This is a genomic window from Comamonas sp. E6, assembly GCF_001010305.1.
GTDB lineage: Bacteria > Pseudomonadota > Gammaproteobacteria > Burkholderiales > Burkholderiaceae_C > Comamonas > Comamonas thiooxydans.
The window spans coordinates 124,092-148,427 of the sequence record NZ_BBXH01000015.1 but is presented as its reverse complement, the minus strand read 5'-3'; the positions used below and the strand labels follow the sequence as shown (position 1 = coordinate 148,427).

General features: G+C 59.3%; 20 protein-coding genes. 16 read left to right on the top strand and 4 right to left on the bottom strand.

All coding sequences use genetic code 11. The annotated features are described in order from the left end of the window. The first annotated feature begins 26 nt into the window (after nucleotides 1-26). The gene (locus CSE6_RS14525) at nucleotides 27-1,043 is read left to right on the top strand and encodes a tripartite tricarboxylate transporter substrate binding protein (RefSeq protein WP_034351804.1); all 1,017 of its coding nucleotides are present in this window, start codon (nucleotides 27-29) and stop codon (nucleotides 1,041-1,043) included. 162 nt (nucleotides 1,044-1,205) lie between these two features. Next, nucleotides 1,206-2,759 (top strand): malonyl-CoA synthase, encoded by a 1,554-nt coding sequence (locus CSE6_RS14520; protein ID WP_059440830.1) that lies wholly within the window; start codon nucleotides 1,206-1,208, stop codon nucleotides 2,757-2,759. A gap of 320 nt (nucleotides 2,760-3,079) precedes the next feature. On the opposite strand, the gene CSE6_RS14515 is transcribed toward CSE6_RS14520, so the two are convergent. Beyond that, nucleotides 3,080-3,523: a universal stress protein gene (locus CSE6_RS14515; RefSeq protein WP_003080460.1), complete on the bottom strand. Its 444-nt coding sequence runs from the start codon at nucleotides 3,521-3,523 to the stop codon at nucleotides 3,080-3,082. A 188-nt stretch (nucleotides 3,524-3,711) separates the two neighbouring features. Between CSE6_RS14515 and CSE6_RS14510 the strand changes: the two genes are divergently transcribed. The 9 genes from CSE6_RS14510 to CSE6_RS14470 all read left to right on the top strand — a co-directional run bounded on the left by CSE6_RS14510 (nucleotide 3,712) and on the right by CSE6_RS14470 (nucleotide 11,954). Beyond that, a complete protein-coding gene (locus tag CSE6_RS14510) occupies nucleotides 3,712-6,093 on the top strand; it encodes a cation-translocating P-type ATPase (protein WP_059440829.1) in 2,382 nt (793 codons plus the stop codon). Then, nucleotides 6,093-6,230, top strand: a complete 138-nt coding sequence (gene ccoS / locus CSE6_RS14505) for a cbb3-type cytochrome oxidase assembly protein CcoS (RefSeq protein WP_003056328.1) — start codon at nucleotides 6,093-6,095, stop codon at nucleotides 6,228-6,230. Before CSE6_RS14510 ends, ccoS begins: the two co-directional genes overlap by 1 nt. A gap of 63 nt (nucleotides 6,231-6,293) precedes the next feature. Continuing rightward, the gene (gene ccoN, locus CSE6_RS14500; RefSeq protein WP_034351806.1) at nucleotides 6,294-7,730 is read left to right on the top strand and encodes a cytochrome-c oxidase, cbb3-type subunit I; all 1,437 of its coding nucleotides are present in this window, start codon (nucleotides 6,294-6,296) and stop codon (nucleotides 7,728-7,730) included. Between the two features lie 19 nt (nucleotides 7,731-7,749). Then, a complete protein-coding gene (gene ccoO / locus CSE6_RS14495; protein ID WP_003063130.1) occupies nucleotides 7,750-8,382 on the top strand; it encodes a cytochrome-c oxidase, cbb3-type subunit II in 633 nt (210 codons plus the stop codon). 17 nt (nucleotides 8,383-8,399) lie between these two features. After that, a complete protein-coding gene (locus tag CSE6_RS14490; protein WP_003063128.1) occupies nucleotides 8,400-8,537 on the top strand; it encodes a CcoQ/FixQ family Cbb3-type cytochrome c oxidase assembly chaperone in 138 nt (45 codons plus the stop codon). A 27-nt stretch (nucleotides 8,538-8,564) separates the two neighbouring features. Continuing rightward, nucleotides 8,565-9,476: a cytochrome-c oxidase, cbb3-type subunit III gene (gene ccoP / locus CSE6_RS14485; protein ID WP_003063126.1), complete on the top strand. Its 912-nt coding sequence runs from the start codon at nucleotides 8,565-8,567 to the stop codon at nucleotides 9,474-9,476. Nucleotides 9,477-9,558: 82 nt separating this feature from the next. Beyond that, complete coding sequence (gene ccoG, locus CSE6_RS14480) at nucleotides 9,559-11,001, top strand: cytochrome c oxidase accessory protein CcoG (protein ID WP_034351807.1); 1,443 nt, start codon at nucleotides 9,559-9,561, stop codon at nucleotides 10,999-11,001. A gap of 126 nt (nucleotides 11,002-11,127) precedes the next feature. Next, on the top strand, nucleotides 11,128-11,433 hold the full coding sequence (locus CSE6_RS14475; RefSeq protein WP_003063123.1) for a FixH family protein: 306 nt from the start codon (nucleotides 11,128-11,130) through the stop codon (nucleotides 11,431-11,433). Nucleotides 11,434-11,690: 257 nt separating this feature from the next. Then, nucleotides 11,691-11,954: a hypothetical protein gene (locus tag CSE6_RS14470; protein ID WP_003063120.1), complete on the top strand. Its 264-nt coding sequence runs from the start codon at nucleotides 11,691-11,693 to the stop codon at nucleotides 11,952-11,954. A 63-nt stretch (nucleotides 11,955-12,017) separates the two neighbouring features. On the opposite strand, the gene fnr is transcribed toward CSE6_RS14470, so the two are convergent. Continuing rightward, entirely contained in the window at nucleotides 12,018-12,740 is a 723-nt protein-coding gene (gene fnr, locus CSE6_RS14465) for a fumarate/nitrate reduction transcriptional regulator Fnr (protein ID WP_034351808.1), read from the bottom strand. A 268-nt stretch (nucleotides 12,741-13,008) separates the two neighbouring features. Between fnr and hemN the strand changes: the two genes are divergently transcribed. From hemN to CSE6_RS14440, 5 genes are all read left to right on the top strand, one after another. Then, nucleotides 13,009-14,391 (top strand): oxygen-independent coproporphyrinogen III oxidase, encoded by a 1,383-nt coding sequence (gene hemN / locus CSE6_RS14460; protein WP_034407796.1) that lies wholly within the window; start codon nucleotides 13,009-13,011, stop codon nucleotides 14,389-14,391. A 3-nt stretch (nucleotides 14,392-14,394) separates the two neighbouring features. Beyond that, nucleotides 14,395-15,108, top strand: coding sequence for a sulfite exporter TauE/SafE family protein (locus CSE6_RS14455; RefSeq protein WP_034351810.1), 714 nt, complete (start codon nucleotides 14,395-14,397; stop codon nucleotides 15,106-15,108). Nucleotides 15,109-15,218: 110 nt separating this feature from the next. Continuing rightward, nucleotides 15,219-16,463 carry an HD-GYP domain-containing protein gene (locus CSE6_RS14450; protein ID WP_238585704.1) on the top strand — a complete coding sequence of 415 codons (1,245 nt, stop codon included), beginning with the start codon at nucleotides 15,219-15,221 and terminating at the stop codon, nucleotides 16,461-16,463. Further along, nucleotides 16,460-18,949 carry a bifunctional diguanylate cyclase/phosphodiesterase gene (locus CSE6_RS14445; RefSeq protein ID WP_012837932.1) on the top strand — a complete coding sequence of 830 codons (2,490 nt, stop codon included), beginning with the start codon at nucleotides 16,460-16,462 and terminating at the stop codon, nucleotides 18,947-18,949. Before CSE6_RS14450 ends, CSE6_RS14445 begins: the two co-directional genes overlap by 4 nt. A 182-nt stretch (nucleotides 18,950-19,131) precedes the next feature. Beyond that, nucleotides 19,132-20,382 carry a helix-turn-helix transcriptional regulator gene (locus CSE6_RS14440; protein ID WP_012837933.1) on the top strand — a complete coding sequence of 417 codons (1,251 nt, stop codon included), beginning with the start codon at nucleotides 19,132-19,134 and terminating at the stop codon, nucleotides 20,380-20,382. Nucleotides 20,383-21,561: 1,179 nt separating this feature from the next. Here CSE6_RS14440 and CSE6_RS14430 read toward each other — a convergent pair. Both CSE6_RS14430 and CSE6_RS14425 read right to left on the bottom strand, forming a co-directional pair. After that, nucleotides 21,562-22,527 carry an SDR family NAD(P)-dependent oxidoreductase gene (locus CSE6_RS14430; RefSeq protein WP_238585703.1) on the bottom strand — a complete coding sequence of 322 codons (966 nt, stop codon included), beginning with the start codon at nucleotides 22,525-22,527 and terminating at the stop codon, nucleotides 21,562-21,564. A gap of 277 nt (nucleotides 22,528-22,804) precedes the next feature. Continuing rightward, nucleotides 22,805-23,878, bottom strand: a complete 1,074-nt coding sequence (locus tag CSE6_RS14425; RefSeq protein WP_034394203.1) for a linear amide C-N hydrolase — start codon at nucleotides 23,876-23,878, stop codon at nucleotides 22,805-22,807. Nucleotides 23,879-24,336 lie beyond the last annotated feature (458 nt).

Sequence of the window (24,336 nt, the reverse complement as noted above, 5' to 3'; positions counted from 1 at the left end):
TGACCAGGCGCGCAGAGGAGACATAGATGCAGGATTCTTGGGAAAAGAGCGTGGGTTTGCAGCGGCGCACGCTGCTGGGGGCGACGGGGGCGCTGCTGGCGGCTGGAGCATCGGGCTGGACGGGCATGGCCCAGGCATCGGAATGGCCGAGCAGGCCTGTCAATCTGATCGTGCCTTTTCCTGCCGGCGGCGGCACCGACACCTTTGCCAGGCCTTTTTCTGCCCAGTTCGCCAAGACCTCGGGCAAGACCTTGGTGATAGACAACCGCGGTGGCGCGGGCGGTACGCTGGGCGCCAGCATTGCGGCCAAGGCCGTACCCGACGGCTACAACTTCTTCATGGGCGGCACTCACCATGTGATTGCGCCATCGGTCTACCCCAAGCTCGAATACGATCTGGAGCGCGACTTCATCCCGCTGGCGCTGCTGGCCAGCGTGCCGCAAGTCGTGGTGGTCAATCCCAAGAAGGTGACGCATGCCAGCTTGCAGGCTCTTGTACAGGACCTGCGTGCCAACCCCGGCAAGTACAACTATGCCTCGGCAGGGCCGGGCTCCTCGCACCATCTGGCGGGCGAGCTGTTCAAGCTGCAGACCAAGACCCAGATCACCCATATCCCCTACAAGGGCGCAGGGCCGGCGCTGCAGGACCTGATTGCCGGCAATGTGGACATGCTGTTCGATGGCCTGGGCTCATCGGCCCAGCATATCAAGGGCGGCCGCATCAAGGCCTTGATGGTGGCGGGCGCCAAGCGCAATCCCGCCTTCCCCGATGTGCCCAGCGCGGCCGAGTGCGGCCTGCCGGACTTCACCGTCACCACCTGGTATGGGCTATGGGCCCCCAAGGGCACGCCTGCCGCCGTGCAGCAGCAGATGCTGGACGAGGTGCGCAAGATCGGAGCCGCCGAGGACATCAAGGCTGCCTGGGCCAAGAACGGCGCCGATTACGGCCAGCTGAGCCAGCCGCAGTTTGCCGCCATGGTGCAAAGCGAGATCCAGCGCTGGGCCCATGTGGTCAAGGCGGCGAATGTGAAGATTGACTCCTGAGCCAGCTGGCTGCCTTGCGGGGCGCCCTTTGCTGGCGCCCCATTTTGAAGAAGTGATTTTTTCAGTGCCTGGCGCCACCGGCCAGGCCAGGGCCGGGCCTATGATGGCCATGGACCTTTTGCTTTCACCGTTTCCGAGTTCGACAGCATCACGATGACCGACATGCCTCAAGCCAATCTTTTCAGCGCGCTGCGCGCTGCGTTTCCTGCGGATCTGACGAAAATCGCCGTGGAGGCCATCGAGCCCGATGGCTCCAGCCTCTACTACACCTGGGCCGATCTGGAGCAGGGCAGTGCACGCATGGCCAATCTGCTGGCCTCGCTGGATCTGCCCGAGGGCAGCCGCATTGCGGTGCAGGTGGAAAAGTCGGTCGAAGCCATGATGCTCTACCTGGCCACGCTGCGCAGCGGCCATGTGTTCCTGCCGCTGAACACCGCCTACCAGAGCGCCGAGATGGAGTACTTCATCACCAATGCCGAGCCGGCCGTGGTGGTGTGCGCCCCCGGCTGTTTTGGCTGGGTGTCCAAGATTGCCTTCAACCACGGCGTGGGCCATGTCTACACCCTCGGCACCGATCGCACGGGCAGCTTGCTGGAGCGAGCGGCCCACCACAGCGACGAGCATCAGGTCGTGCCACGTCGCGCCGACGATCTGGCGGCGATTCTCTACACCAGCGGCACCACGGGACGCAGCAAGGGCGCCATGCTCAGCCACGGCAATCTGCTGAGCAATGCGGCCATGCTCAAGGTGTACTGGGGCTGGCAGGAAGGCGATGTGCTGATTCACGCGCTGCCCATCTTCCATGTGCATGGCCTGTTTGTCGCCATTCACGGGGCGCTGCTCAACGGCAGTCCCATGATCTGGTTTGCCCGCTTCGAGCCCGAGGCCGTCATGGCGCGCTTCAAGGATGCGACCGTCTTCATGGGGGTACCAACCCTTTATGTGCGCATGCTGGCCGATGCCAGGCTGGACCGCGACATGGCCGCGCACATGCGTCTGTTCATCTCGGGATCGGCTCCCATGCTGATCGAGACCTTCCGTGCCTGGAAGACGCGTACCGGTCACACCATCCTGGAGCGCTATGGCATGAGCGAGACCATCATGCTGACCTCCAACCCCTATCAGGCAGATGTGCGCTATGGCAACGAGGCCGAGCGCCGCGGTGCAACCGTGGGCTTTCCCCTGCCTGGCGTGGGCGTGCGCATTCATGGCGATGACGGCAAAGCCCTGCCCGCAGGCGAGATCGGCAATATCGAGGTGCAGGGTCCCAATGTCTTCAAGGGCTACTGGCGCATGCCCGAGAAGACGGCAGAGGAGTTCACGGCCGACGGCTGGTTCAGGACCGGCGATGTGGGCCTGCAGGACGAGCGCGGCTATTTCAGCATCGTGGGGCGCAGCAAGGACTTGATCATCTCGGGCGGCTACAACGTCTATCCGGCCGAGGTTGAGGGCTTCATCAACGATCTTCCCGGCGTGGACGAAAGCGCCCTGGTGGGCGTGCCTCACCCGGACTTTGGCGAGGTCGGTGTTGCCGTCATCGTGCCGCGCAAGGGCGCGCAACTGGATGGGCTGAAGATTCTGGAGTCGCTCAAAGCCAGGCTGGCCAATTTCAAGGTGCCCAAGCGCTGCTATGTGGTGGACAGCCTGCCGCGCAACACCATGGGCAAGGTCCAGAAGAAGCTGCTGCGCGACCAGTATCAGCAGGAGTTCTCCTGAACCCGTTCGAAGCGGACGCCAGGCGTTGGTTTTTGGCTGCATTATTGGCTGCGTTTCAGGCGCTTGTCTTTTGACTTGACTCCTGAAAAGTGAGCTGATTGCGCAGCTTGCAAGGCAGATTCAGCATTGAATCGACCCAAAAATAAAGCAGCTTGTACGCAAGCTGCTTTTAATTTGTGAGCGGGAAACGGCGGCCCGTGAGCGGCCTGTGTCACTGGATATCAGGGGTAAACCAAGCAAGGGGCGCCCGGCCAGGGGTGTCCCCCAGTACAGATGCCATCCTCTCAAGGGAAGCCGCTAAGCGGCTCAGGGAGATCCGATCAGCGCAGCACCAGCACCGGCACCGGTGAGTGCGTCAGCACATGCTGGGTTTCGCTGCCCAGCAGCAGGCGCTGCAGACCCTTGCGACCGTGCGAAGCCATGACGATCAGGTCGCAGTCATGCTTTTTGGCCATCTCCACAATCGACTCGGCCACCAGGTCTGAGTGGGCGATTTCGGTGGTGACATTGACCTTGCGCTCATGGCCAAAGGCTTTGACGCCGTTCAGCAGGGTCTGGGCCTGATTGGTCCATTGCTCCTCAACGCGCTTGGCTTCCTTGATGTCCAGCAAGTCGCTGCCTTCCAGGTAGCTGCGCGGATAGTGCGAGACAACCTTGAGCGCAATCACGCTGGCGCCGCACAAAGCGGCCAGATCCAGGCCTGCATGCACAGCCTTGTCTGAGAGTTCGGTGCCGTCGGTAGCAATCAAAATGCGGTTGTACATAGCTTTCTCCTTAGGTTGCATGCGTTGTAAATACAAGCATATGTCGATTGGGCAGTTAACGGTTGATTAATGTCAAGGTGGGTATCATCTGGCGTCGTTACGCTTGAAACATGTCCCAACACACTACTGTCCAGCCTTCCGCGGCAGAGCATGCTGTTGCTGACACCGGTTTCCTGAACTTGTCCCAGATGCACAGTCATCTGCTGGACGATCCGCAAGAATGGAGCTCGTTTGGTCGCCCCGCCGGCCAGAGCTCCAAGGCCCCAATCTCCGAGAACGCAACCGAGTCCCCGGTGTGGGATTCCTTTGTGGTTCTGGAGGGCATGCACTGTGCTGCATGTGCGCTGACCATCGAGGAGGCGCTTCGGGCTGTCCCCGGAGTGCAGGCAGCCGAAGTCAGTGCCGCAACGCGCCGAGCCCGTGTCGAGTGGCGTCCCGCCCAGGTGCTTCCATCGCAATGGATGGAGGCCGTATCGCGTGCCGGCTATCGCGCCTTGCCCGCGCGCGACGCATTTGCGCGCGAGCTGCGCCAGGCCGAGACGCGCCGAGCCCTGTGGCGCTGGCTGGTGGCCGGCCTGTGCATGATGCAGGTGATGATGTATGCATGGCCCGCCTACACGGCGCGGCCCGGCGACCTGTCGCTGGAGATGGAGACCTTGCTGCGCTGGGCATCCTGGGTGATTTCTCTGCCCGTGGTGCTGTTTTGCTGCGGGCCCTTCTTCAAGAGCGCGCTCAAGGACATCACCCAGCGCCGCGTGAGCATGGACCTGCCCGTGGCCCTGGGTATGTTGATCACCTTTGTCATCAGCATGCTGGGCACTTTTGATCCCTCCGGTCCCTTCGGTCAGGAAGTCTTCTTCGACTCGCTGACCATGTTTGTCTTCTTCCTGCTCACAGGACGCTGGCTGGAGCTGCGCCTGCGCGACCGCACGGCCGGTGCATTGGAAGCCGTGATGAACCGGCTGCCGGATTCGGTGCTGCGTCAGCAGCCCGACTCGGGAGAGTTCGAGCGTGTGGCCACGCGCCGCCTGCGTGTGGGTGATGTGGTGCGTGTGCTCACGGGCGAGGCTTTCCCCGCAGACGGCCGGATTCTGCGCGGCACCACCCATGCCGATGAGGCGCTTCTGACTGGCGAGTCCACGCCTGTTTTGCGCGCACAAGGCGATGCAGTCACCGCCGGCAGCTACAACCTGGACAGTGTTGTCGATGTGAGAGTGGACAGCGTGGGTGAGGGCACCCGCTTTGCGCAGATCGTGAATCTGATGGAAAGCGCTTCGCTGCAAAAGCCAACTCTGGCCCAGTTGGCCGACAAGGTGGCCCGGCCTTTTCTCGTTGTGGTGCTGCTGGCGGCGCTGGCCGCCGCCATCTGGTGGTGGCCCACCGACCCGGGCAAGGCCATGATGGTGGCCGTGGCCGTGCTCATCGTCACCTGTCCCTGTGCGCTTTCGCTGGCCACGCCCGTGGCCATGCTGACGGCGGCCGGCACCCTGGCGCGCAGCGGCGTGCTGGTGCGCAATCTGCAGGGGCTGGAGGCGCTGGCCGCCGTGGATACGCTGGTGTTCGACAAGACCGGAACGCTGACGCGCGACGGCCTGGTGCTGCGCGCGCTGACACCTGCTGAAGGTCAAAACACTGATGAGCTGCTGGCGCTGGCCGCCTTGCTGGCGCGCCAGTCCATGCATCCCGCTTCCAAGGCACTGGCGCAGGCTGCCGAGGTGGCCGAACTGTCTGCCAGCGCATGGCTGCTGGATTCCGTCCAGGAAATCGCTGGCAGCGGCCTCGATGTCTGGGTGCAGGCGCGCAGCAATACCGCCTTGCGCCGCCATCTTCGTCTGGGCTCGGCCGCGCATTGCGGCGTGCCCGAGTTGGCTCCGCATGAGCCAGGGCAGAGCGTGATGCTGGCCGAGGAATCGAAAGGTGGCTGGCTGCCCTTGGCGCAGTTCCATCTGAGCGAGGACGTGCGTCCCGAAGCGGCCCAGGTCATTGCCGACCTCAGGCAGCAAGGTGTGGCGGTGCAACTGCTCTCGGGTGACCGCTCTGCAGCGGTGCAAACTGTGGCCGCCAAGCTGGGCATAGAGCAGGCGCAGGGCGACTGCAAACCGCAGGACAAGCTGGCCGCCATGCAGGCGGCACAGGCGGCAGGGCATAAGGTTGCCATGGTCGGCGACGGCCTGAATGACGGCCCAGTTTTAGCCGGAGCGCATGTCTCTTTTGCTTTTGGTAAAGCAGTGCCGCTGGCACAATCGCAAGCAGACTTCGTGGTACTGGGAGACAGCCTGGAGTTAGTGTTGCAAAGCCTGTTGCTGGCCCGACGGACCCTGTCCGTGGTGCGCCAGAACCTGGGCTGGGCAGCAGCCTATAACGCGATCTCTATTCCTCTGGCCCTCGCGGGCTGGATGCCTGCCTGGCTGGCAGGGCTCGGCATGGCGCTGAGCTCCTTGCTGGTCGTCGCCAACGCAGCCCGTCTTGCACGTGCGTTGCCGCTGCAGGCTGCAGATAGCAACGCGTCCGCCCCCGCGCACCTTGCGCCGCGGGGCACCGTCATGCCACTGACTCAAGGAGGCCATTGATGGACATTTTGTATGTATTGATTCCGCTGTCGGTTGTTCTGGTCATGGCCATTGTGGCTGCCCTGTGGTGGGCCGTGTACCGGGGCCAGTTCGAGAGCGTGGAACAAGAAGGCGAGCGCATTCTTCGCGACGATTGATGTGGCTCAACGAGCCCGACCAGAAACCAATGAACACTTTGCAAGATATCTAAGAGGTGCCCGATGGAAGCAACAAATAACAATGCTGTCTATTACGACGACACCGTCGTAAGACAGTTCTCTATCATGGCCGTGGTATGGGGGGTGGTAGGTATGGCGGTGGGCGTGTTTATCGCGTCCCAGCTGGCCTGGCCGGAACTCAACTTCGGCATTCCATGGCTGAGCTACGGACGTCTGCGTCCGCTGCATACCAATGCCGTGATCTTCGCTTTTGGTGGCTCGGCGCTGTTCGCGACCAGCTACTACGTGGTGCAACGCACCTGCCAGACCAAGCTGTTCATGCCCAAGCTGGCCAGCCTGACCTTCTGGGCCTGGCAACTGGTTATCGTCGGCGCGGCCATCAGCCTGCCTCTGGGTTACACCCAGGGCAAGGAATACGCCGAGCTGGAATGGCCTCTGGACTTGCTGATTGCCGTGACCTGGGTGTCCTATGCCATCGTGTTCTTCGGCACTATCGGCATCCGCAAGGTCAAGCACATCTATGTGGCCAACTGGTTCTTCGGTGCTTTCATTCTGGCCGTGGCCCTGCTGCACATCGTCAACAATATTTCCATCCCCGCCGGCTGGATGAAGAGCTACTCGGCTTACGCCGGCGTGCAGGATGCGATGGTTCAGTGGTGGTACGGGCATAACGCCGTGGGCTTCTTCCTGACCGCCGGCTTCCTGGGCATGATGTATTACTTCATCCCTAAGCAGGCGGGCCGTCCCGTGTATTCGTATCGCCTGTCGATCGTGCACTTCTGGGCGCTGATCTTCACGTACATGTGGGCGGGTCCTCACCACCTGCACTACACCGCTTTGCCTGACTGGACTCAGTCCGTGGGCATGGTGTTCTCGCTGATCCTGCTGGCTCCTAGCTGGGGCGGCATGATCAACGGCATCATGACGCTGTCGGGTGCCTGGCACAAGCTGCGCGACGATCCCATCCTGCGCTTCCTGATCGTGTCCCTGTCGTTCTACGGCATGTCCACCTTCGAAGGCCCGATGATGGCCATCAAGACCGTGAACGCGCTGAGCCACTACACCGATTGGACCGTGGGCCACGTGCACTCCGGCGCTCTGGGCTGGGTGGGTCTGATCACCATGGGCTCTCTGTACTACCTGATCCCTCGTCTGTTCGGCCGCGAGAAGATGCACTCCGTGCCCGCGATCGAGCTGCACTTCTGGATGGCGACCATCGGCATCGTGCTGTACATCGCCGCAATGTGGATTGCCGGTGTGATGCAGGGCCTGATGTGGCGCGCCGTCAACCCCGACGGCACGCTGACCTACACCTTCGTGGAAAGCGTGAAGGCGACCTATCCCTTCTATGTGATCCGCGTGACTGGCGGTCTGCTGTATCTGGGCGGCATGCTGGTGATGGCATGGAACACCTGGAAGACCGCAATGGCCGGCCGTTCCGTCAAGGTGGCAGTGCCTGCCGTGGTGGCTCACGCCTGAGCATTGAGGAGCAAAAGCAATGTCTGATCAAAATAACGCAGCTCCCAAGAGCTTTTCGCACGAGAAGATCGAGACCAGCAACTTTTTGCTGATCGCGCTGACGCTGTTCGTGTTGACCATTGGCGGCCTGGTGGAAATCGTGCCGCTGTTCTTCCAGAAGTCCACGACCGAAGCCGTGGCGGGTCTCAAGCCCTACACGCCGTTGCAGCTGATGGGGCGCGACGTCTATCTGCGCGAGGGTTGCTACAACTGCCACTCGCAGATGATCCGTCCCTTCCGCGCCGAGACCATGCGCTACGGCCACTACTCGGTGGCTGGCGAGTTCGTCTACGACCACCCCTTTCAGTGGGGCTCCAAGCGTACCGGCCCCGACCTGCATCGCGTGGGTGGCAAGTACAGCGACGAATGGCATCGCATCCACCTGAACAACCCGCGTGACGTGGTGCCCGAGTCCAATATGCCTGCTTACCCCTGGCTGGAAGCCAACAAGGTGGATGACACGGCTGTGGCAACACGCATGAGCGCGCTGCGCAAGGTGGGTGTGCCGTACACCGATGCGGAAATCGCCGGTGCTCAGGCCGAGGTCAAGGACAAGACGGAGATGGAGGCAGTGATTGCCTATCTGCAGGTCCTTGGTCGCGCCGTCAAGTAAGAGAGAAAGGGCTGGAAATGGATATCACCACCATGCGTATCGTGGCCACGCTGGCATCGCTGGCGTGTTTCGTGGGCATCTGGTGGTGGGCGTATGCCCGCCGCAACCAGGCCCGTTTTGACGAGGCAGCTCAGGTTCCATTCCTGGAAGACTGAGTCTGATCACCACAACGAGAACATCCCATGAGCGATTTCATTAACAATTTCTGGTCGGTGTATGTCGCGGCGATTACGCTGATCGGCATCTTTGGCTGCTTGCTGCTGCTGATTCTGGTGGCCCGCAAGAAGGTCGTTCCCTCGGGCGACAACACCACAGGCCATGTCTGGGACGAAGACCTGCGTGAACTCAACAACCCCATGCCCAAGTGGTGGATGGGTCTGTTCGTGATCACCGTGGTTTTCAGCCTGGGCTATCTTGTGGTCTACCCAGGTCTGGGCGGCTTCGGCGGCAAGCTGGACTGGAGCCAGACCGGCGCCTACGACAAGGAAATGGCCAAGGCCAAGGCGGACCTGGAGCCTCTGTATGCCAAGTTCACCAGCATGCCTACCGAAGAAATGGCCAAGGACCCTCAGGCCATGGCCATTGGCGAGCGTCTGTTCATGAACAACTGTGCGCAATGCCACGGCTCTGACGCTCGCGGCAGCAAGTCCTTCCCGAATCTGGCGGACGGCGACTGGTTGCATGGCGGATCTCCCGAGAAGATCAGGGAGACCATCACCAACGGCCGTATCGGCATGATGCCGCCCATGGCGGCAGCCGTGGGCTCGGCGGAGGATGTGCGCAATGTGGCGCACTATGTGCTGAGCCTGTCGGGCAGCCCTCACGATGCCGTCAAGGCTTCGCAGGGCAAGTCCAAATTCGTGGCCTGTGCGGCTTGTCACGGCATGGATGGCAAGGGCAACCCCGCGCTGGGAGCTCCTAACCTGACCGATGACATCTGGCTGCATGGCTGGGGTGAGGCGGCAATCGTCAACATCGTCAACAACGGCAAGCACAATGAGATGCCTGCCCAGAAAGAGAAGTTGACGGAGGCGCAAATTGCCGTGCTGGCTTCCTATGTCTGGAGTCTTTCGAATACGCAAAACCAGAAGTAATGCGTTTTGAAAAGGCGGTGCCCTGGCACCGCCTTTTTCGCGTTTCAATTTTCAGTAATTACAAAAATATTAAGGAACTGCGATGCCGTGCGATCAGGGGAAGCCCCGAAAAGTCATACCGATCACGCCTGAGCCTCATGAGGGCGGGCCTGAGCTGGTGCCTATGTTCGCTTCCGAGCAAAAAGTGTACTCACGCTCAATCAGTGGCGTGTTCTCACGGTGGCGCTGGGCCATGGTGTTTCTGACCCAGATCGTCTTCTACGGCCTGCCCTGGCTGCAGTGGGGCGAGCGCCAGATGGTGCTGTTCGATCTGGGGGCCCGGCGCTTCTATCTGTTCGGACTGGTGCTGTACCCGCAGGACTTCATCTATCTGACGGGGCTGCTGATCATCAGCGCGCTGGGGCTGTTCCTGTTTACCGCCGTGGCCGGGCGCCTGTGGTGTGGCTTCTCCTGTCCGCAGACGGTCTACACCGAGATCTTCATGTGGATCGAAAGCAAGGTCGAAGGCGATCGCAGTGCCCGCATGCGTATCGACAAGAGCGGCTGGACTTTGGAGAAGATCTGGAAAAAGTCGCTCAAGCAGTTTCTCTGGATCGCTCTGTCTCTTTGGACAGGTTTCACCTTTGTCGGCTACTTCGTGCCCATCCGTGAGTTGGGTGTGGAGTTGATGGCCTTCCAGGGCAGCTGGCAGATCTTCTGGGTGGCGTTCTACGGCTTCGCCACCTACGGCAACGCCGGCTATATGCGCGAGCAGGTCTGCAAGTACATGTGTCCCTATGCACGCTTTCAGAGTGCCATGTTCGACAAGGACACCATGATCGTCAGTTATGACGCCGAACGTGGTGAAGCTCGCGGCCCGCGCAAGAAAGACGTTGACTACAAGGCACAGGGCCTGGGGGACTGCATAGATTGCAAGCTTTGCGTTCAGGTCTGCCCCGTGGGTATCGATATCCGCAAAGGACTGCAGTACGAGTGCATTGGCTGCGGTCTGTGCATCGATGCCTGCAACTCCGTGATGGACAAGATGGAGTATCCGCGTGGCCTGATCCGATTGACCACTCAGAATGCCGTAGCCAAGGCCTGGAAGCAGGTGCAGGTGATTCGCCGCATTTTCCGCCCGCGTGTGCTGATCTACTCGGCCGTGCTGGTGGCCCTCAGCGCCGCCATGATCGCCAGTCTGGTGCTGCGCGAGCCGCTCAAGGTCGACGTGATTCGCGACCGTGCTGCGCTTTCGCGCATCGTGGCGGGCGGCAAGCTGGAGAACGTCTACCGTCTGCAGATCATGAACGCCACCGAGTCCGAGCAGCGCTACCGTATCAGCGCCGTGGGCCTGGAGAATCTGGAAGTCGCATCCGAGCAGGAAGTGAGCGTTGGCCCGGCAGAGACACGCGGCATTGCGGTGCGGCTGCAGATTCCGTATGGCTCGGCAACTCCCGGCTCGCACCCCGTACACTTCAATGTGGATGCAGTGACTGCCGGAGCAGGGCGTATTTCCGAGAAGACGGTGTTCCTGGTGCCGCGTTAATGCCAGGTCTTGCCGGTCTTCGTGAGCCATCACGGAGGCCGGATAAGGGCACCGCCAATCGGCAACAATTTATGCCACCCTGCCATGTGTGCTCGGGTGGTCAGAATTTTGGAAAGAGGTTTCATCATGTCGGCAGCACAAGCCAAGGTCTCGCAAACGGCCAAGATCATCCACCCCGAGGACGGCAAGCCCTGGTGGAAGTTTGCCCATGTCTGGCTCATCATCGCCGGCCCGGTGATCGTGGTGATTGCCGGCTTTGTCACCGCATACATCGCACTGAGCAGGCCCGATCCCGTGATTGACCCTGACTACTACCGCCATGGCATGGAAATCAACCAGCGCCTGAGCGAAAGTGAAAAAAGCCTGGCCCCAGCAGTCACCGGCCGCAATCATGCGGCCACGCCAGCCAAGGATCATCCGCTGGATCGCTGAGCGCTCCGGCGCTTGCTCCGCCAAGGTCGCTTTTGCGGCCTTTTTTGTTGCCGATATCAAAATCAGAGCGTGTTGCGCATGCACCGTCTAACGTTAATGTAGAAGTAAATGGTTTTTTGATATTCGGATTGCGCAAGGCGCTACTGAAAAGAGAGTAATTCAGGGTTTCCCGCCACGGTGCATGCCCGCAGTCCTGCATGAACGGTCACCACTGTTGTGCAAAATATGACCAAGCCCACAGCCCAAGGAGAATCAGGATGGATGCTCGACGCTGGATGTGGATTGTCTGGCCGGCCTTTCTGGCGGCGGCAATCATGGAGATGGTGGTTTTCGCCTTTGTGGACCCGCTGGATGTGCACTGGCTGGGCTCCCCCCTGGACTGGTCGCGCCAAGCCATCTATACGGTCGCTTTTTTTGCCTTCTGGGTCGTGACCCTGATCGGAGGTGCGATGACGGTGATGCTGGGTCGCTCCGTCAGCGATCTCAATGGCGGCATCGTTTCCGAGCCTCTGCCCGATTAATTCGCACAGACAAAAAAGCCCGCTGTCCGCGGGCTTTGTCTTGAGAGTGTCTGTCGACTCGGTTCAGTTCTGGCATTGCTGGCTGTTGACGATGCGTTTGAGCGCCTCGGTATCCAGGATGCGCAGGTGGCGCTGCTTGACTTCCACAATACCTTCCTCTGCAAATTTGGAGAAAGTGCGGCTCACGGTCTCGAGCTTGAGGCCCAGGTAACTGCCGATTTCTTCGCGCGTCATGCGCAGCACCAGCTCCGACTTGGAAAAGCCGCGTGCCGACAGGCGCTGGACCAGGTTCAACACAAAGGCCGCCAGGCGCTCTTCGGCACGCATGCTGCCCAGCAGCAGCATCACGCCATGCTCGCGCACGATTTCGCGGCTCATGACCTTGTGCACATGGTTCTGCAGGGCAGTGACCTCGCGCGAGAGCTGCTCCAGTTTGTCAAACGGCATGACGCAGACCTCGGCGTCTTCCAGGGCCACGGCATCACAAGTGTGGTGGTCGTTGACGATGCCGTCCAGACCAATGATTTCGCCAGCCATCTGAAAGCCTGTGACCTGATCACGTCCGTCTTCGGTGGCCACGCTGGTCTTGAAGAAGCCGGTTCGAATGGCATACAGAGAGGTGAACTCTTCGCCATTGCGAAACAGCAGCCCGCCGCGCTTGACCTTGCGGCGCGTGGCCACAATCTCGTCAATGCGCTCCATTTGTTCATCGTCCAGGCCCATGGGCATGCACAGTTCACGCAGATTGCAGTTGGAGCAGGATGCTTTGATGGTCTGAAGATTCATGGGCTTTTTGCAACGGCGCAGACAGACACAGAGTGGAGAGTCGCGCTGGTCATTGACCTCGTGGTTGAAGATGAGATGGATCAAATTGTCGCAGCACTTGCCTTGAGGTCTCTTGATTTTCATCAAGGACAGGGTGATTGCCTTGGGGCACATTGCCTGTATTCGTTCAAAAACATGCGCTTTTGCCTATTTTGGGCATGATTTTCAGGATCTGATTTCCATTGAAATCTGCTCTATACAGAGTGTGGGCGCACCCTAACTCCCAGTTATGACCGCAGTCACGCCTGAGTTGCTGAGCCGCTTTGATATCCCCGGCCCACGCTACACATCGTTCCCAACAGCCGACCGTTTTGTTGAGGCTTTTGGTGCAGACGACTACATACTGGCACTCAAGCAGCGCAAGACGCATTCTGGCTCGCGCGCTTTGCCCCTGTCCGTTTATGTGCATGTGCCGTTCTGTGAGTCGCTTTGCTATTACTGCGCCTGCAACAAGATCGTGACCAAGCATCACGAGAAGGCTGCCGAGTATCTGGACTACCTGAGCCGCGAGCTGGCCATGCATACCGAGCATTGCGGCAAAGGTCAGCTCGTAAGCCAGCTGCATCTGGGCGGAGGCACACCGACCTTCTTCAGCGATGCCGAGTTGCAGCAGCTGATGGTTTTGATGCGTGAACATTTCAAGCTGGATCCCGCGGGCGAGTACTCCATCGAGGTCGATCCGCGCACCGTCAGCAACGAGCGGCTGAGAGCTCTCAGGGACATGGGGTTCAATCGCCTGAGCTTTGGCGTGCAGGACTTTGATCCCGCGGTGCAGAAAGCGGTGCACCGCGAGCAGCCCGCCGAGCAAGTCTTTTCGTTGGTGGCCGAGGCGCGCCGCCTGGGCTTTGTCTCCATCAATGTGGACCTGATCTACGGGCTGCCCAGGCAGACGCCCGAGTCTTTTGCGCGCACGCTGGCACAGGTCAATGAGCTGCGCCCCGATCGCATTGCACTGTATGCCTATGCGCATCTGCCCGAGCGTTTCAAGCCGCAAAGGCGTATCGAATCGGCAGACCTGCCTATGGGACAGGACAAGCTGAACATGCTCTCCGGCGCAATTGATGCATTCATGGATGGCGGCTATGTCTATGTAGGCATGGACCACTTTGCGCTGCCTGACGACTCTCTGGCCATTGCCAAGCGCCAGGGGCGCCTGCATCGCAATTTTCAGGGCTACAGCACCCAGCCTGATTGCGACCTGATTGCACTGGGCGTATCGGCTATCGGTAAGGTGGGTGCGACCTACAGCCAGAACGTCAAGACTCTTGAAGAGTATTACGATGCCGTCGATGGAGGCATGTTGCCCGTGCAGCGCGGACTGGCGCTTTCGCGTGACGATCTGGTGCGCAGAGCCGTCATCATGTCCATCATGTGCCAGGGTTCCGTCCTGTATGAGCCCATGGAGCAGGCCTGGCTTATCAATTTCCGCGAGTACTTCGCTGCGGAGCTGGATGCGCTGGCAGAGATGCAGCGCAACGGCTTGGTCGAGCTGTCCGTCGAGGGCTTCAAGGTCACTGGTCTGGGCTGGTTTTTTGTGCGCGGAGTAGCCATGTTGTTTGACCGATATTTGCAGGCCGACCGGAACCGCGCCCGCTTTTCGCGCATCATCTAGCGCATGTTGTTTTCGCTGGTCTGGACTGCTTTGATCATGGGGCTCGTGGGTGGGCCCCATTGTCTTGTGATGTGCGCTGCCCCCTGCAGTGTGGTCACAGCAGCGAAGCCTGTCGGCGGCGGGCAGCCAGTTGTCGTGCTCGGCCTGCAAAAACGCCAATGGCTGCGTACCAGCCTGTTTCATCTGGGGCGCATCGCTGCCTATGCCCTGCTGGGCGGGATCGCGGCCGTGGCCATGGAAAGTCTGGCCTGGCTGACCAGTCAGACAACGGCATTGCAGAGACTTTGGACGCTGATGCATGTGGCGGTCATGGCCTGGGGGCTGGCCATGGTGGTGCAGGCGAGGCAGCCAGCCTGGCTGGAGCGGGCGGGGCGTTCCGTCTGGGCCAGGGTTCAGCCCTGGGTCACCGCGCCGGGCGGCAGTCTGGCAGCGGGCTTTGCCTGGGCACTGATGCCTTGTGGTTTGCTGTATTCGGCGGTGTTGGTGGCGGCCTTGAGTGGCGGCGCCTGGCAAGGTGCTTTGTCCATGGCAGCCTTTGCCGTTGGTGGTGCACTGTGGTTGCTGGCGGGGCCCTGGCTGTGGCAACTGGGGCAGTCGCATGTCAATGCATTGCGGGCCAGGTGGGGCACCAGAGTTGCAGGTCTGATGCTGATTGGCGTTGCGAGTTGGGCTTTGTGGATGGACCTGGTCTACAAACCCAGTCTTTGGTGCCGATAAGTCACACAAGAGGGGGTTGTTGACGCTGTTTGCATCCCAACAGACCCTAGTCATGCTTGAGCAGTCATGGAACTGCGGAATAATGTCTCATCTTGTGTGTAGCGCCCAAAGTGAATCGTTTCGTTGCTATTGATATCGGACAACTGCGTATCGGCATGTATGTCCATCTGGAGACTGGCTGGTTGCGCCATCCGTTTCCCGTCAGCAGCTTCAAGATTGTCAATGACGAGCAGTTGCAGACACTCAGGACCCTGAAGCTCAAGGCAGTTCAGGTCGATCTATCGAGAAGCGATCTGGAAGCTGCGGCAGCGCCTCCGGCCGAAGACCCTCAACCCGCTCCTGCCCCCCCCGAGAACGATGCGCATGCCTGGCGCAACAGTATTTTGGGCGTGCAGTCCAGGTTTCTGGGCGCGGTTTCCGTATTTGATGACGTGCAGGCCTTGTTGCCTGTCAACCCCGAGAAGGCGCGGACAACGACGGATATGCTGGTTGCACAGCAAGTCGTCAAACTGGCGCAGGCTCGTGATCTGAGTTTGCATCTGCTCGCGGATACGGGGGGCGCCACCTTTGGCGTACATGGTGTCAATGTCTCCGTGCTGAGCCTGTTGCTGGGTAAGACGCTGGGCCTGTGCGATGACGTATTGAAGGATCTGGGCACGGCGGCCCTGTTGCATGACATCGGCAAGCCGGGGCTTGAGATTTCTGCATCGGCCAATGCACTGAATCAGGGCACGGGCCGCACGCCTCTGCGAGAGACCGTGTATGCGCGTCATGTCGGAGAGTCGGTGGCATTGGCTCTATCCATGGGCTATCCTCCTTCCGTCACGACGGCCATCGCCCAGCATCATGAATGGGCCGATGGTTCAGGCTTTCCACTTGGCTTGCTGGCCGAAGATATGGACATTGCCGGACAGATCCTGGCACTGGTCAATAATTTTGAGCGCTTGTGCAATCTGCCACTGCAAGGCAACGAAATGACGCCTCATGAAGCCATGGCTGCACTGTACGGACAGTATCGCCAGCGATATGCGCCCGATGTGCTCAAGGCATTCGTGCAGACCTTGGGGGTCTATCCACCGGGCTCTTTGGTGGAACTAAGCGATGGGCGGATGGGCGTGGTGGTGTCTGTCAACACCAGCCAGTCGCTCAAGCCGAAGGTGCTGACCTATGACATGCAGGCGCCGCAGAAGCTGCGGTTCGTAGATTTGCTTGAATATGTGGGTTTGGGTATTCGCCGGGGCTTGACGCGAAATCAGCTTTCTCGAAATGCGTTAGAAGCTTTACAGCCGCAAAGGCGTCTTTGCTACTTTTTTGACAGTTCTGCAGCACCTGCTGCCGAGAAAGACCTCGCGTGACTTTGCAGCAGAGTTTTCTGATTGACCCTCTGCTTGCCTCCATGCTCGATGGTTTGCAGGAGGCGGTCTGGCTGCTGGATGCGCAGACATTGCGTGTCGTGCATGCCAATGCAGCCAGTATGCAGCTCACGGGCTACACGCCCGAGCAGGCGCAGGAGCAGTATGTCGATGTGCTGTGCGCCTCCCTGGTGCAAAAGGCGTTCTGGCAGGATGCCTCAAACTGGGTGGGTGGGGCGAAATTTCTCACAGAAATCTGTACAGCCAATGGTTCATTGACAGCTGTGGAGATGGGGGTGGGCTCCATCGCCCTGAATCCGCGCTGGTTGATGCTCACCATGCTCGACCGCAGCGAGCAGTTGCGGCACGAGAGCGAACTGGACATGCTGCTTGCAGAGTTGCGGGCGACGCTTGAGTCCGCTGCAGATGGCATGCTGGTCTGTGATCTGCGCGGCGGCATTCGGGCATTCAATCACCGTTTCGCGGAGCTGTGGCAACTACCCGAACCACTGCTCGTGCAGCGAGATGATGCGGCCGTCTTTGCCCATCTGGAAGCGCAGACCATCAGCAGCGAGAGTCAGTTCACTCTTCTGCAGGATGCGCAGGACCTGTCGGCTCCTGAAACCTCGGAGGTACTGCAGCTGCTCAGTGGCAGGGTGCTGGAGCGCCGCTCCGTGCCTCAGCTCAGTCGCGGTGTGGCGATAGGGCGTATCTACTCCTATCGAGACATCACGGTGGAATCCAGCTCGGCGACAGAACTACGTCTGGCTGCAAGAGTGTTCGAGTCCAGCCTGGACGGTATCTTCATTGCCGATGCCAATGGTGTCATCGTTCAGGTTAACCCGGCCGGCGGGCAGTTGCTGCATGGCAAGGCGGTGCTGGGGCTCGCTGCCTGGACTCTGTTCGAGTCCGAGGGAGGGCCTGTGTCCGACCTGCTGGAACTGGCCGCTGCGCGCTGGGATGTGGGCAGCTTCTGGGAGGGCAATCTTTGGCTCAAGCAGAGTGAAGGTCAGCGCTGCGCGGTCTGGCTGTCCTGGGTGGCATTGCGTGACGGCTATGGGCGTCTGGTACAAAGCATTGGCTTTATGCGCGACATGACCATGCAGCGCAGTGCCCAAAAGCAGATTGAGCAGCTGGCTTACAGTGATGCGTTGACAGGGCTGCCCAATCGCCTGAGTTTGAGCCGTCACGTGCAAGCAGCCATCACTGCTGCGCGCTTCACACAGCAGCCCTTCAGCATTCTGTTTCTGGATCTGGATCGTTTCAAGATCATCAACGATTCATTGGGCCATGACTTCGGCGACCGGGTGCTCAAGCTGGTTGCTCAGCGGCTGAGCGGACTGCTGCGCCCTGCGGATGTGCTGTGCCGTCAGGGCGGGGACGAATTTGTTCTCTATCTGCATGATTGCACGGGGGAGGGGGCTTCGGCCGTGGCTGCCCGTATTCTGGACGAAATGCGCCAGCCCTTCATGCTTGACGGCCTGGGCTTTTCCGTTCAGTGCAGCATTGGGGCTGCGCAATTTCCGGCGGATGGTTTGACGCTGGACGAGCTGATTCGTCAGGCCGATATCGCCATGTATCGTGTCAAGGAGCGTGGACGCGGCAATTTCAGTTTCTACCAGCCGCAAATGAGTGCGGGTCTGCTCTCGCGCATGAAGCTGGAGCATGCCATGCGCCAGGCGCTGGACAAGGGGCATATGGCCGTGCACTTTCAGCCACAGGTACATATCCGTTCGGGTCGCATTGTGGCGGCAGAGGCTTTGCTTCGATGGACGGACCCCGAACTGGGGGTGATCTCTCCTGCAGCCTTCATTCCCTTGGCGGAGGAGTCCGGCTATGTGGTTGCGCTGGATGCCTGGGTGCTGGAGCAATCAGTACAAGAGGCGGCGCGCTGGCTGGCTATGGACATGCCTGTCAAGGTATCGGTGAATGTCTCCGCGCTGGAGTTCAGGCAGCCGGACTTTGTGGATCGCCTCAAATATGTGCTGGAAGCCAGCGGCTTGCCGGCACAGTGGCTGGAGCTGGAGCTGACCGAGAGCATTTTGCTGCAGGAAGCGCAGGAAATGGCTTTGCGCGTGCACCAGATCGCAGAGCTGGGCGTGGGTCTGGTCATTGACGACTTCGGTACTGGCTATTCGAGCTTGGCTTACTTGAAAAAACTGCCGATCTCCAAGATCAAGATCGACCAGAGTTTTGTGCGTGGCCTGCCGCACGATGCGGGAGACAAGGCCATTGTGGGCGCCATCATCAGCATGGGGCAGGCATTGGGTGTGGAACTTGTGGCAGAAGGAGTGGAAACGCAGGAGCAATGCCAGGCAATTGAGCAGTTACAGGGTGACTACTTTCAGGGCTATCTGTGCTCGCCAGCCTTGCCTGCGGAGCAATTCCGAAAGCGCTTGGAGCAGGGTGCATCCGAGCAGGAGCCGAGGGCTCAGCCGTATTCGTCGGATGACGATGCCAGTGGTATTCATATTGCAGGTCTGCAATAGTTGGAGGGCATGCTTTTTTGCTAGGTTTCCTATCGTCTGATTTGACGATGCGCAGTTTGTGGGGACTCAGCAAAATCAAGGCATTTCTTGGGCCGACTTCCGGGTGCGTGCATCAATGAAGAACGCGCGCAGAGTTGAGTAACTGTGCGGTATTTGATGGGCCGGATTTTTTGAGACAGCAAATGCCCAAAAGCGATTACGCAACTTTTGATTTCTACAACTATCGCTCGGATGCTCTTCAGGCCGTCACCGGCTTTCCCGTCCCGTATGCTGTGGAGCCTGAGGCAGCTTCTTCGCCGGAACAGGTCCCGGTCATCGGTACCGAATCCCTGAGTCAACTGATTACTGCGCTGTACGAGTCAGCCATGGACCCGCAGAACTGGAAGGTATTTCTGGAGCTGCTGCGCTCAAGCGCCAATGGCAACTACGCCTCGCTTGTGGTGCGCGACCCTCATGGTGAGAATGTGGGCTGGGTGATTTCAGCATCGAGCGGTCGCTCCGAAGTCATTCCTTACGACCCCTATGCGCAATGGAGCCCGTTTCTCGGTATCGCCAAGGACAAGGTGCTCACCCTGTTGGATGTGATGACGGAAGCCGAATGGCATTCCTGTCGCTACTACACCGACTGGTGCAAGGGGGTGGACATCGAGCACATTCTGGCCGTGGATGTCATGACCGATAACGGCTGCTCCTATGGTTGGCGTATCACGCGGCCTGCGGCGGCGGGAGCATTCGAGTCAACACATCTGGACGTGGTGCGCATGTTGGTGCCGCACCTCAAGCGGGTGTTGAACATGCAGCTGAATCTGCATCGTGACCGGCAGGTCATTTCGCTATACGGGCGTGCCACTGCGCAGCTGATGATGGGCGTGGTCATTCTCGATCAGACGGGGAAAATGATCGAAGCCAACCCAGCAGCCACCACCATTTTGAACGTGGGCGATGGAATACGGGTCAACAACGGTGCGCTCGAGGCCGTCTATGCCAATGACAATCGCCGGCTGCAGCGTCTGATCCGCGATGCCTTGCTCTCTCCCAGGCTGGAGAGCGTCTCCATGACCGAGGGCATGTCCATCACTCGCCAGTCCGGCCAACTCAACTGGGGCGTGGTGGTGCAAAGCATCTCTCCCGATGAATGGACCGAAGGCAAGCAGCGTCCCAGCGTAGCGGTTTTTCTGCGTGATACGACGGGCAAGGCAGAGCCGCCCGTCAAGCTCACGCAGCAGCTTTTCCATCTGACTCCTGCAGAGACAGCAGTGGCCACGCATCTGAGCAACGGCATGTCTTTGGAGGAGGCGGCCGAGGCTTTGGGTATCAAACCCAATACCGCCCGCGCCCATTTGCGCTCCATCTTCTCCAAGACCGGGGTACGTCGTCAGACCGAACTGGTGCGACTCTTTCTCAACAGCGTGGCCTGGTTGGGCAATCATTGATTCCAGCCCGGAAAACAGGCAAAAAAGGCCCGGCAAGCGGGCTGTTTCTTGTGCTTGGCTGGAAGCTGTTGTCAGCGTGGGGCTTGCATCCGTCATCGCCTCGTGGTTGTTGGAGTTGCAGTCATGGCGCTTGAAGTCGTCATTCACTGGCTGGGTCATGCCTTAAAGGTCGGCACTATCACGGCGGAGACGCTGCCTGCAAGGTTGAAACCAGGTTTGAATGCGAAGGCAGATGCGCCACCGACGTCTGGAGCTGTCGAATGCCGGTCGCAGCCTTCCTGTTAGTCGCTTAGTACGCTTGCTGCAGAGGCGAGAGCATCGAGCACTGTCGGCTGAGTTTCCTGCGCAGGCTGCATGCAGGGGAACAGGGTGGCAGTTGTTTGCAATGCGTTGCGGCATGGTCGGAGATCTTGCTTTCCATTTTGGCTCCTCGAATGAGAAAAGCACGCGACGGGCAGGGGTTGCAGGGCGGCGCTCGTCCCTGGCCTTCTTGAAAGCTGGAGGAGATTGATGAATGGCAGCTGCCGCAGCGCTTACCAGATTGAGTGTTGAGGGCAGGACTCCAGAAAGTAAAAGCCACATAGCGGATAGCTATGGTTAAACTATGGATGATTAATTCAATGAGGCATGTATGGATCGAATGGATGCCAGCGCAACGTATGAAATGAGCCCGCGCAGGGTTGTGTTTGAGTACAGGACCAATGGTGAGGCTCGATCAGCAGCTATCAGTGGCGATGCGCTTGAGCGCCTGACGAGAGCCAAGGAACTTGCTGGAGCGGGGCAGAACTTGGCGGCATACAGAGCCCATTGGCAAGCAATTCATGGGCTGGCTGCGACAAAGCACGATCAAGGTCAGGGGCCTGTCGTCATTCGCGTCGGTGATATTCAAGCTCGATAGAGTGATGCGGGTCCTGTGCCAGGCTCTCTGTGCTCATGAAGGAGTCGGGCGGCAACCTTTCTTGCTTCCTGAATCTGGACGTCAAGCCATTCGGCCTTGGCGGCTGCAGCGGCCCGCTCTGTACCTTGCGAAGCGGCTGTAGAGAGTATGGGGCTTGCTTGATGGTGCAGTGCGCATGGCGTTTCTGGAAGCAAAAAGCTCGCGCGATGGCGAGCCTGTTTGTTGCTTGAGGTGGCTTGTCAGAGCCCACTCATGCGACTCACGGTTGGAGTGCAGTTAATTCATGTTGGGCGTCGTGGCGTTGGCAGATGGCCGCCGTCGACGTAGATGTTCTGACCGGTGATCCATTCGCCTTGGTCGCTGCACAGGAATGCGACCAAGTGGGCGATATCTTCGCCGGTACCTGCTCGACCCAGAGAGATGTAGCCGGCGATCATGTCGTCCCACACTTTGCCGCGAGGCACATCATCCAGGCGACTTGTTTCCACGATGCCTGGAGCCACGACATTCACGCGAATCTTCTTGGGGCCAAGCTCTCGCGCCATGATGGTGGTCAGGCCATTGATGGCCACCTTGGTGGTGGCGTAGGCGCCAGTGTCAGGTGCCAGCAGCTGCGCTGCCAGCGACGAGATATTGATGATGGCGCCGCCTTCTCCCTGTGCCCCCATATGTTTTGCGAACGCACGAGACATATAGAAGGTTCCGTTCAGGTTGACATTCATCACCCGATGCCATGTATCGATGGATAGCTCCGTCACCGGGATGCGGTCGTCGCCGCGGGTTGCGCCCGCGTTGTTGATCAGAAAATCCACACGTCCCCATTCTGCAATCGTGCGTGCAAGCAATGCGTCGATGGACTCTGGATTGCTGACATCGGAAACCACAGGCAGGGCGCGGCGCCCGAGCTGACGGATTTCATCCGCCACCGATTCGATATCTCGCCAATGCGCTTTGCGCTCATCTTCCGGATAGGTGTCGGGGGCGCGGCCCGTGCCCGTCAGGACAACATCACAACCCGCTTGCGCCAATGCCAGTGCAATGGGGCGACCGATGCTGCGCATCCGGCCTGCACCGGTGACCACGGCCACTTTGCCTTCAAAACCAGTCAACGTATACGACATGCCACTTCCTTGCGATAGGGACCCTGAACATTCAGGCGAATCAAGATTCTTCGGTCTGGCTTGATGCTCCTGCACTCCAATCTGCGCATCAAGGACGATGCAGCGGTTGAAGATCGAGCAACTCATCAGCCAGATTCTTGAAGTGGTGGAGTTGAGGAAAATCGTCTGATGAGACTAGGGATACGCGCCCATTGAAGGGTTCCTGCTTGCTTGTCAGTCAGGGGTCTTTTGGGGTGCGCTGAGTGCATGTGGATAAGGTCGGTACGCCTTTTTGCGGTAGGACAGTGGCAACTCGGAGGCAGGGTTGGCGGACCGCCAGCATTGGCTGATACATCGCGCTCCAGAAAGAAAAACCCGCACGGTGCGGGTTTGTATCAGGGCAGAATCATTGGCTGAGAAATGATCAGATGCCTTGAAATTTAAATGGCTCGGATGCCTTGAATTGGCCAGTGGCATCCCCTGAATAAGTGTGATTCTGGTCCGGTCCCAGATCGATCTTCATGACCTTGCCTTTTTCCTTGCTGAAGTCCAGTGCCTTCAGGTCTACCCAGAAGGTGTTGGGTGTCAGTGCCGACTCAAAGAAATACAGCTTGCGCTCGTGATCAAACACGGTGCGCCAGCGTGTGGAGGAAATATTGGGCTCCTCCGGCGTATTCAGGCCATAAGGAACAGAGGCATTGCGAATCACACTGAACACGCTGGCGAGCGCCTTGTTCGGGCTTTGATCCTTGGGTATTGCGTTCACGTAGAACGAAGCGCGGGCGAAGCGGTCTGCTGCACGGTTGGTGCCAGGCAGCATTGTGGTGCCTCCAATCTGTTTCCAGTATGCATTGAGCGCCAGTTGCTGGTCGAAGGTTGGCGAGTTTGTCATGACCTGGTATTGGCGACCATGATGAATGACTTGCTTGCCCGCGATGTATTCCACGATCGCGCTATCGCCGCTGGCGTCGGAGATTGAAAGGTGTACGGTTGTCAGCCGGTTTTCACCGGGCATGGTGTCGGATACGAGGGTGAATGGTTCCTTACTTAGCGCGGCTACTGCCTGCTGCACTGTCGCAAAGTTGTCCAGTACATATTGAGCCCAGGCGGCAATCGATAGGCCTGGCTTGCTATTGGTGCCAAATGCAGGGTATTGCGACTCGACGAGCCATAGAAGGTTGGCATTCAGACCGGCTTCGTTGACCCCGTCGGTAGTGGAAATGTCATAGCCTGAAGTGATGACGCTGCCATACTTGGACGTCCAGCGCACAGTATTGGGGCCGGTTTCGCCAGTGCGCTGCATGCCTCGCGGCAGTACCCAGAGGTTGCTGACGATGTCACTCTTCCAGTCCATGGATCGTGCAGTGATCACTTGGCCGTTGGCTCCGTGAAATACCAGCCGTGTGCATGCCCAGGAACTGGACATGGCTGCTAGACCTGAAACTCCAAGTAGCAAGGCTGCTACACGAGGGCGGATACACGGCATATTCATCTTCATTGAGCCTCCATGGTTAAAAAATGTGAATGGTGCCAAGCATGCCACATGCATCGGTAGTGAGATATTGATCGAGCTCCAGCGACGTAGATGCCAGGCCATAAACATTCAAACTGCCTCAGTACCTGCTCTTGCAATAAGTCCAGCAAGGCAGTGGCGATTCATGAGCGTCGGGTGCATGTGCTTTTCCACGCACAAAATTCCGCTGCATGGCAGGAAGGGCTCGATAAGTGGATGTTGAAAACGGCTGTGCGCATGGCACGTTTTATCTCCGGGCGCGGCCTTGGCGCCGGTGATGCTGGCGCTGCTCGGAAAGAATGCAAGAGCATTGCGGCCTTCGCCTCCCTTCGCCTCAATCGGATCGGTAGTCAGGCGCGAAGGCTTGGCCCTGGCAATGGCGCCTCCTGTATCAAGGAAAGCTGCGATCGTGAAGGCTCTCGGCGTCCATGACCGCATCAAGA

Coding starts and splice junctions, on each gene's coding strand:
- CSE6_RS14425 (WP_034394203.1), bottom strand. CDS start 23,878: ATGAAGATGAATATGCCGTGTATCCGCCCTCGTGTAGCAGCCTTGCTA.
- CSE6_RS14525 (WP_034351804.1), top strand. CDS start 27: ATGCAGGATTCTTGGGAAAAGAGCGTGGGTTTGCAGCGGCGCACGCTG.
- fnr (WP_034351808.1), bottom strand. CDS start 12,740: ATGAATCTTCAGACCATCAAAGCATCCTGCTCCAACTGCAATCTGCGT.
- ccoO (WP_003063130.1), top strand. CDS start 7,750: ATGTCTGATCAAAATAACGCAGCTCCCAAGAGCTTTTCGCACGAGAAG.
- CSE6_RS14455 (WP_034351810.1), top strand. CDS start 14,395: ATGTTGTTTTCGCTGGTCTGGACTGCTTTGATCATGGGGCTCGTGGGT.
- hemN (WP_034407796.1), top strand. CDS start 13,009: ATGACCGCAGTCACGCCTGAGTTGCTGAGCCGCTTTGATATCCCCGGC.
- ccoG (WP_034351807.1), top strand. CDS start 9,559: ATGCCGTGCGATCAGGGGAAGCCCCGAAAAGTCATACCGATCACGCCT.
- CSE6_RS14470 (WP_003063120.1), top strand. CDS start 11,691: ATGGATGCTCGACGCTGGATGTGGATTGTCTGGCCGGCCTTTCTGGCG.
- CSE6_RS14520 (WP_059440830.1), top strand. CDS start 1,206: ATGCCTCAAGCCAATCTTTTCAGCGCGCTGCGCGCTGCGTTTCCTGCG.
- CSE6_RS14430 (WP_238585703.1), bottom strand. CDS start 22,527: ATGAGTTGCTCGATCTTCAACCGCTGCATCGTCCTTGATGCGCAGATT.
- ccoN (WP_034351806.1), top strand. CDS start 6,294: ATGGAAGCAACAAATAACAATGCTGTCTATTACGACGACACCGTCGTA.
- CSE6_RS14440 (WP_012837933.1), top strand. CDS start 19,132: ATGCCCAAAAGCGATTACGCAACTTTTGATTTCTACAACTATCGCTCG.
- CSE6_RS14490 (WP_003063128.1), top strand. CDS start 8,400: ATGGATATCACCACCATGCGTATCGTGGCCACGCTGGCATCGCTGGCG.
- ccoS (WP_003056328.1), top strand. CDS start 6,093: ATGGACATTTTGTATGTATTGATTCCGCTGTCGGTTGTTCTGGTCATG.
- CSE6_RS14515 (WP_003080460.1), bottom strand. CDS start 3,523: ATGTACAACCGCATTTTGATTGCTACCGACGGCACCGAACTCTCAGAC.
- CSE6_RS14510 (WP_059440829.1), top strand. CDS start 3,712: ATGCACAGTCATCTGCTGGACGATCCGCAAGAATGGAGCTCGTTTGGT.
- ccoP (WP_003063126.1), top strand. CDS start 8,565: ATGAGCGATTTCATTAACAATTTCTGGTCGGTGTATGTCGCGGCGATT.
- CSE6_RS14475 (WP_003063123.1), top strand. CDS start 11,128: ATGTCGGCAGCACAAGCCAAGGTCTCGCAAACGGCCAAGATCATCCAC.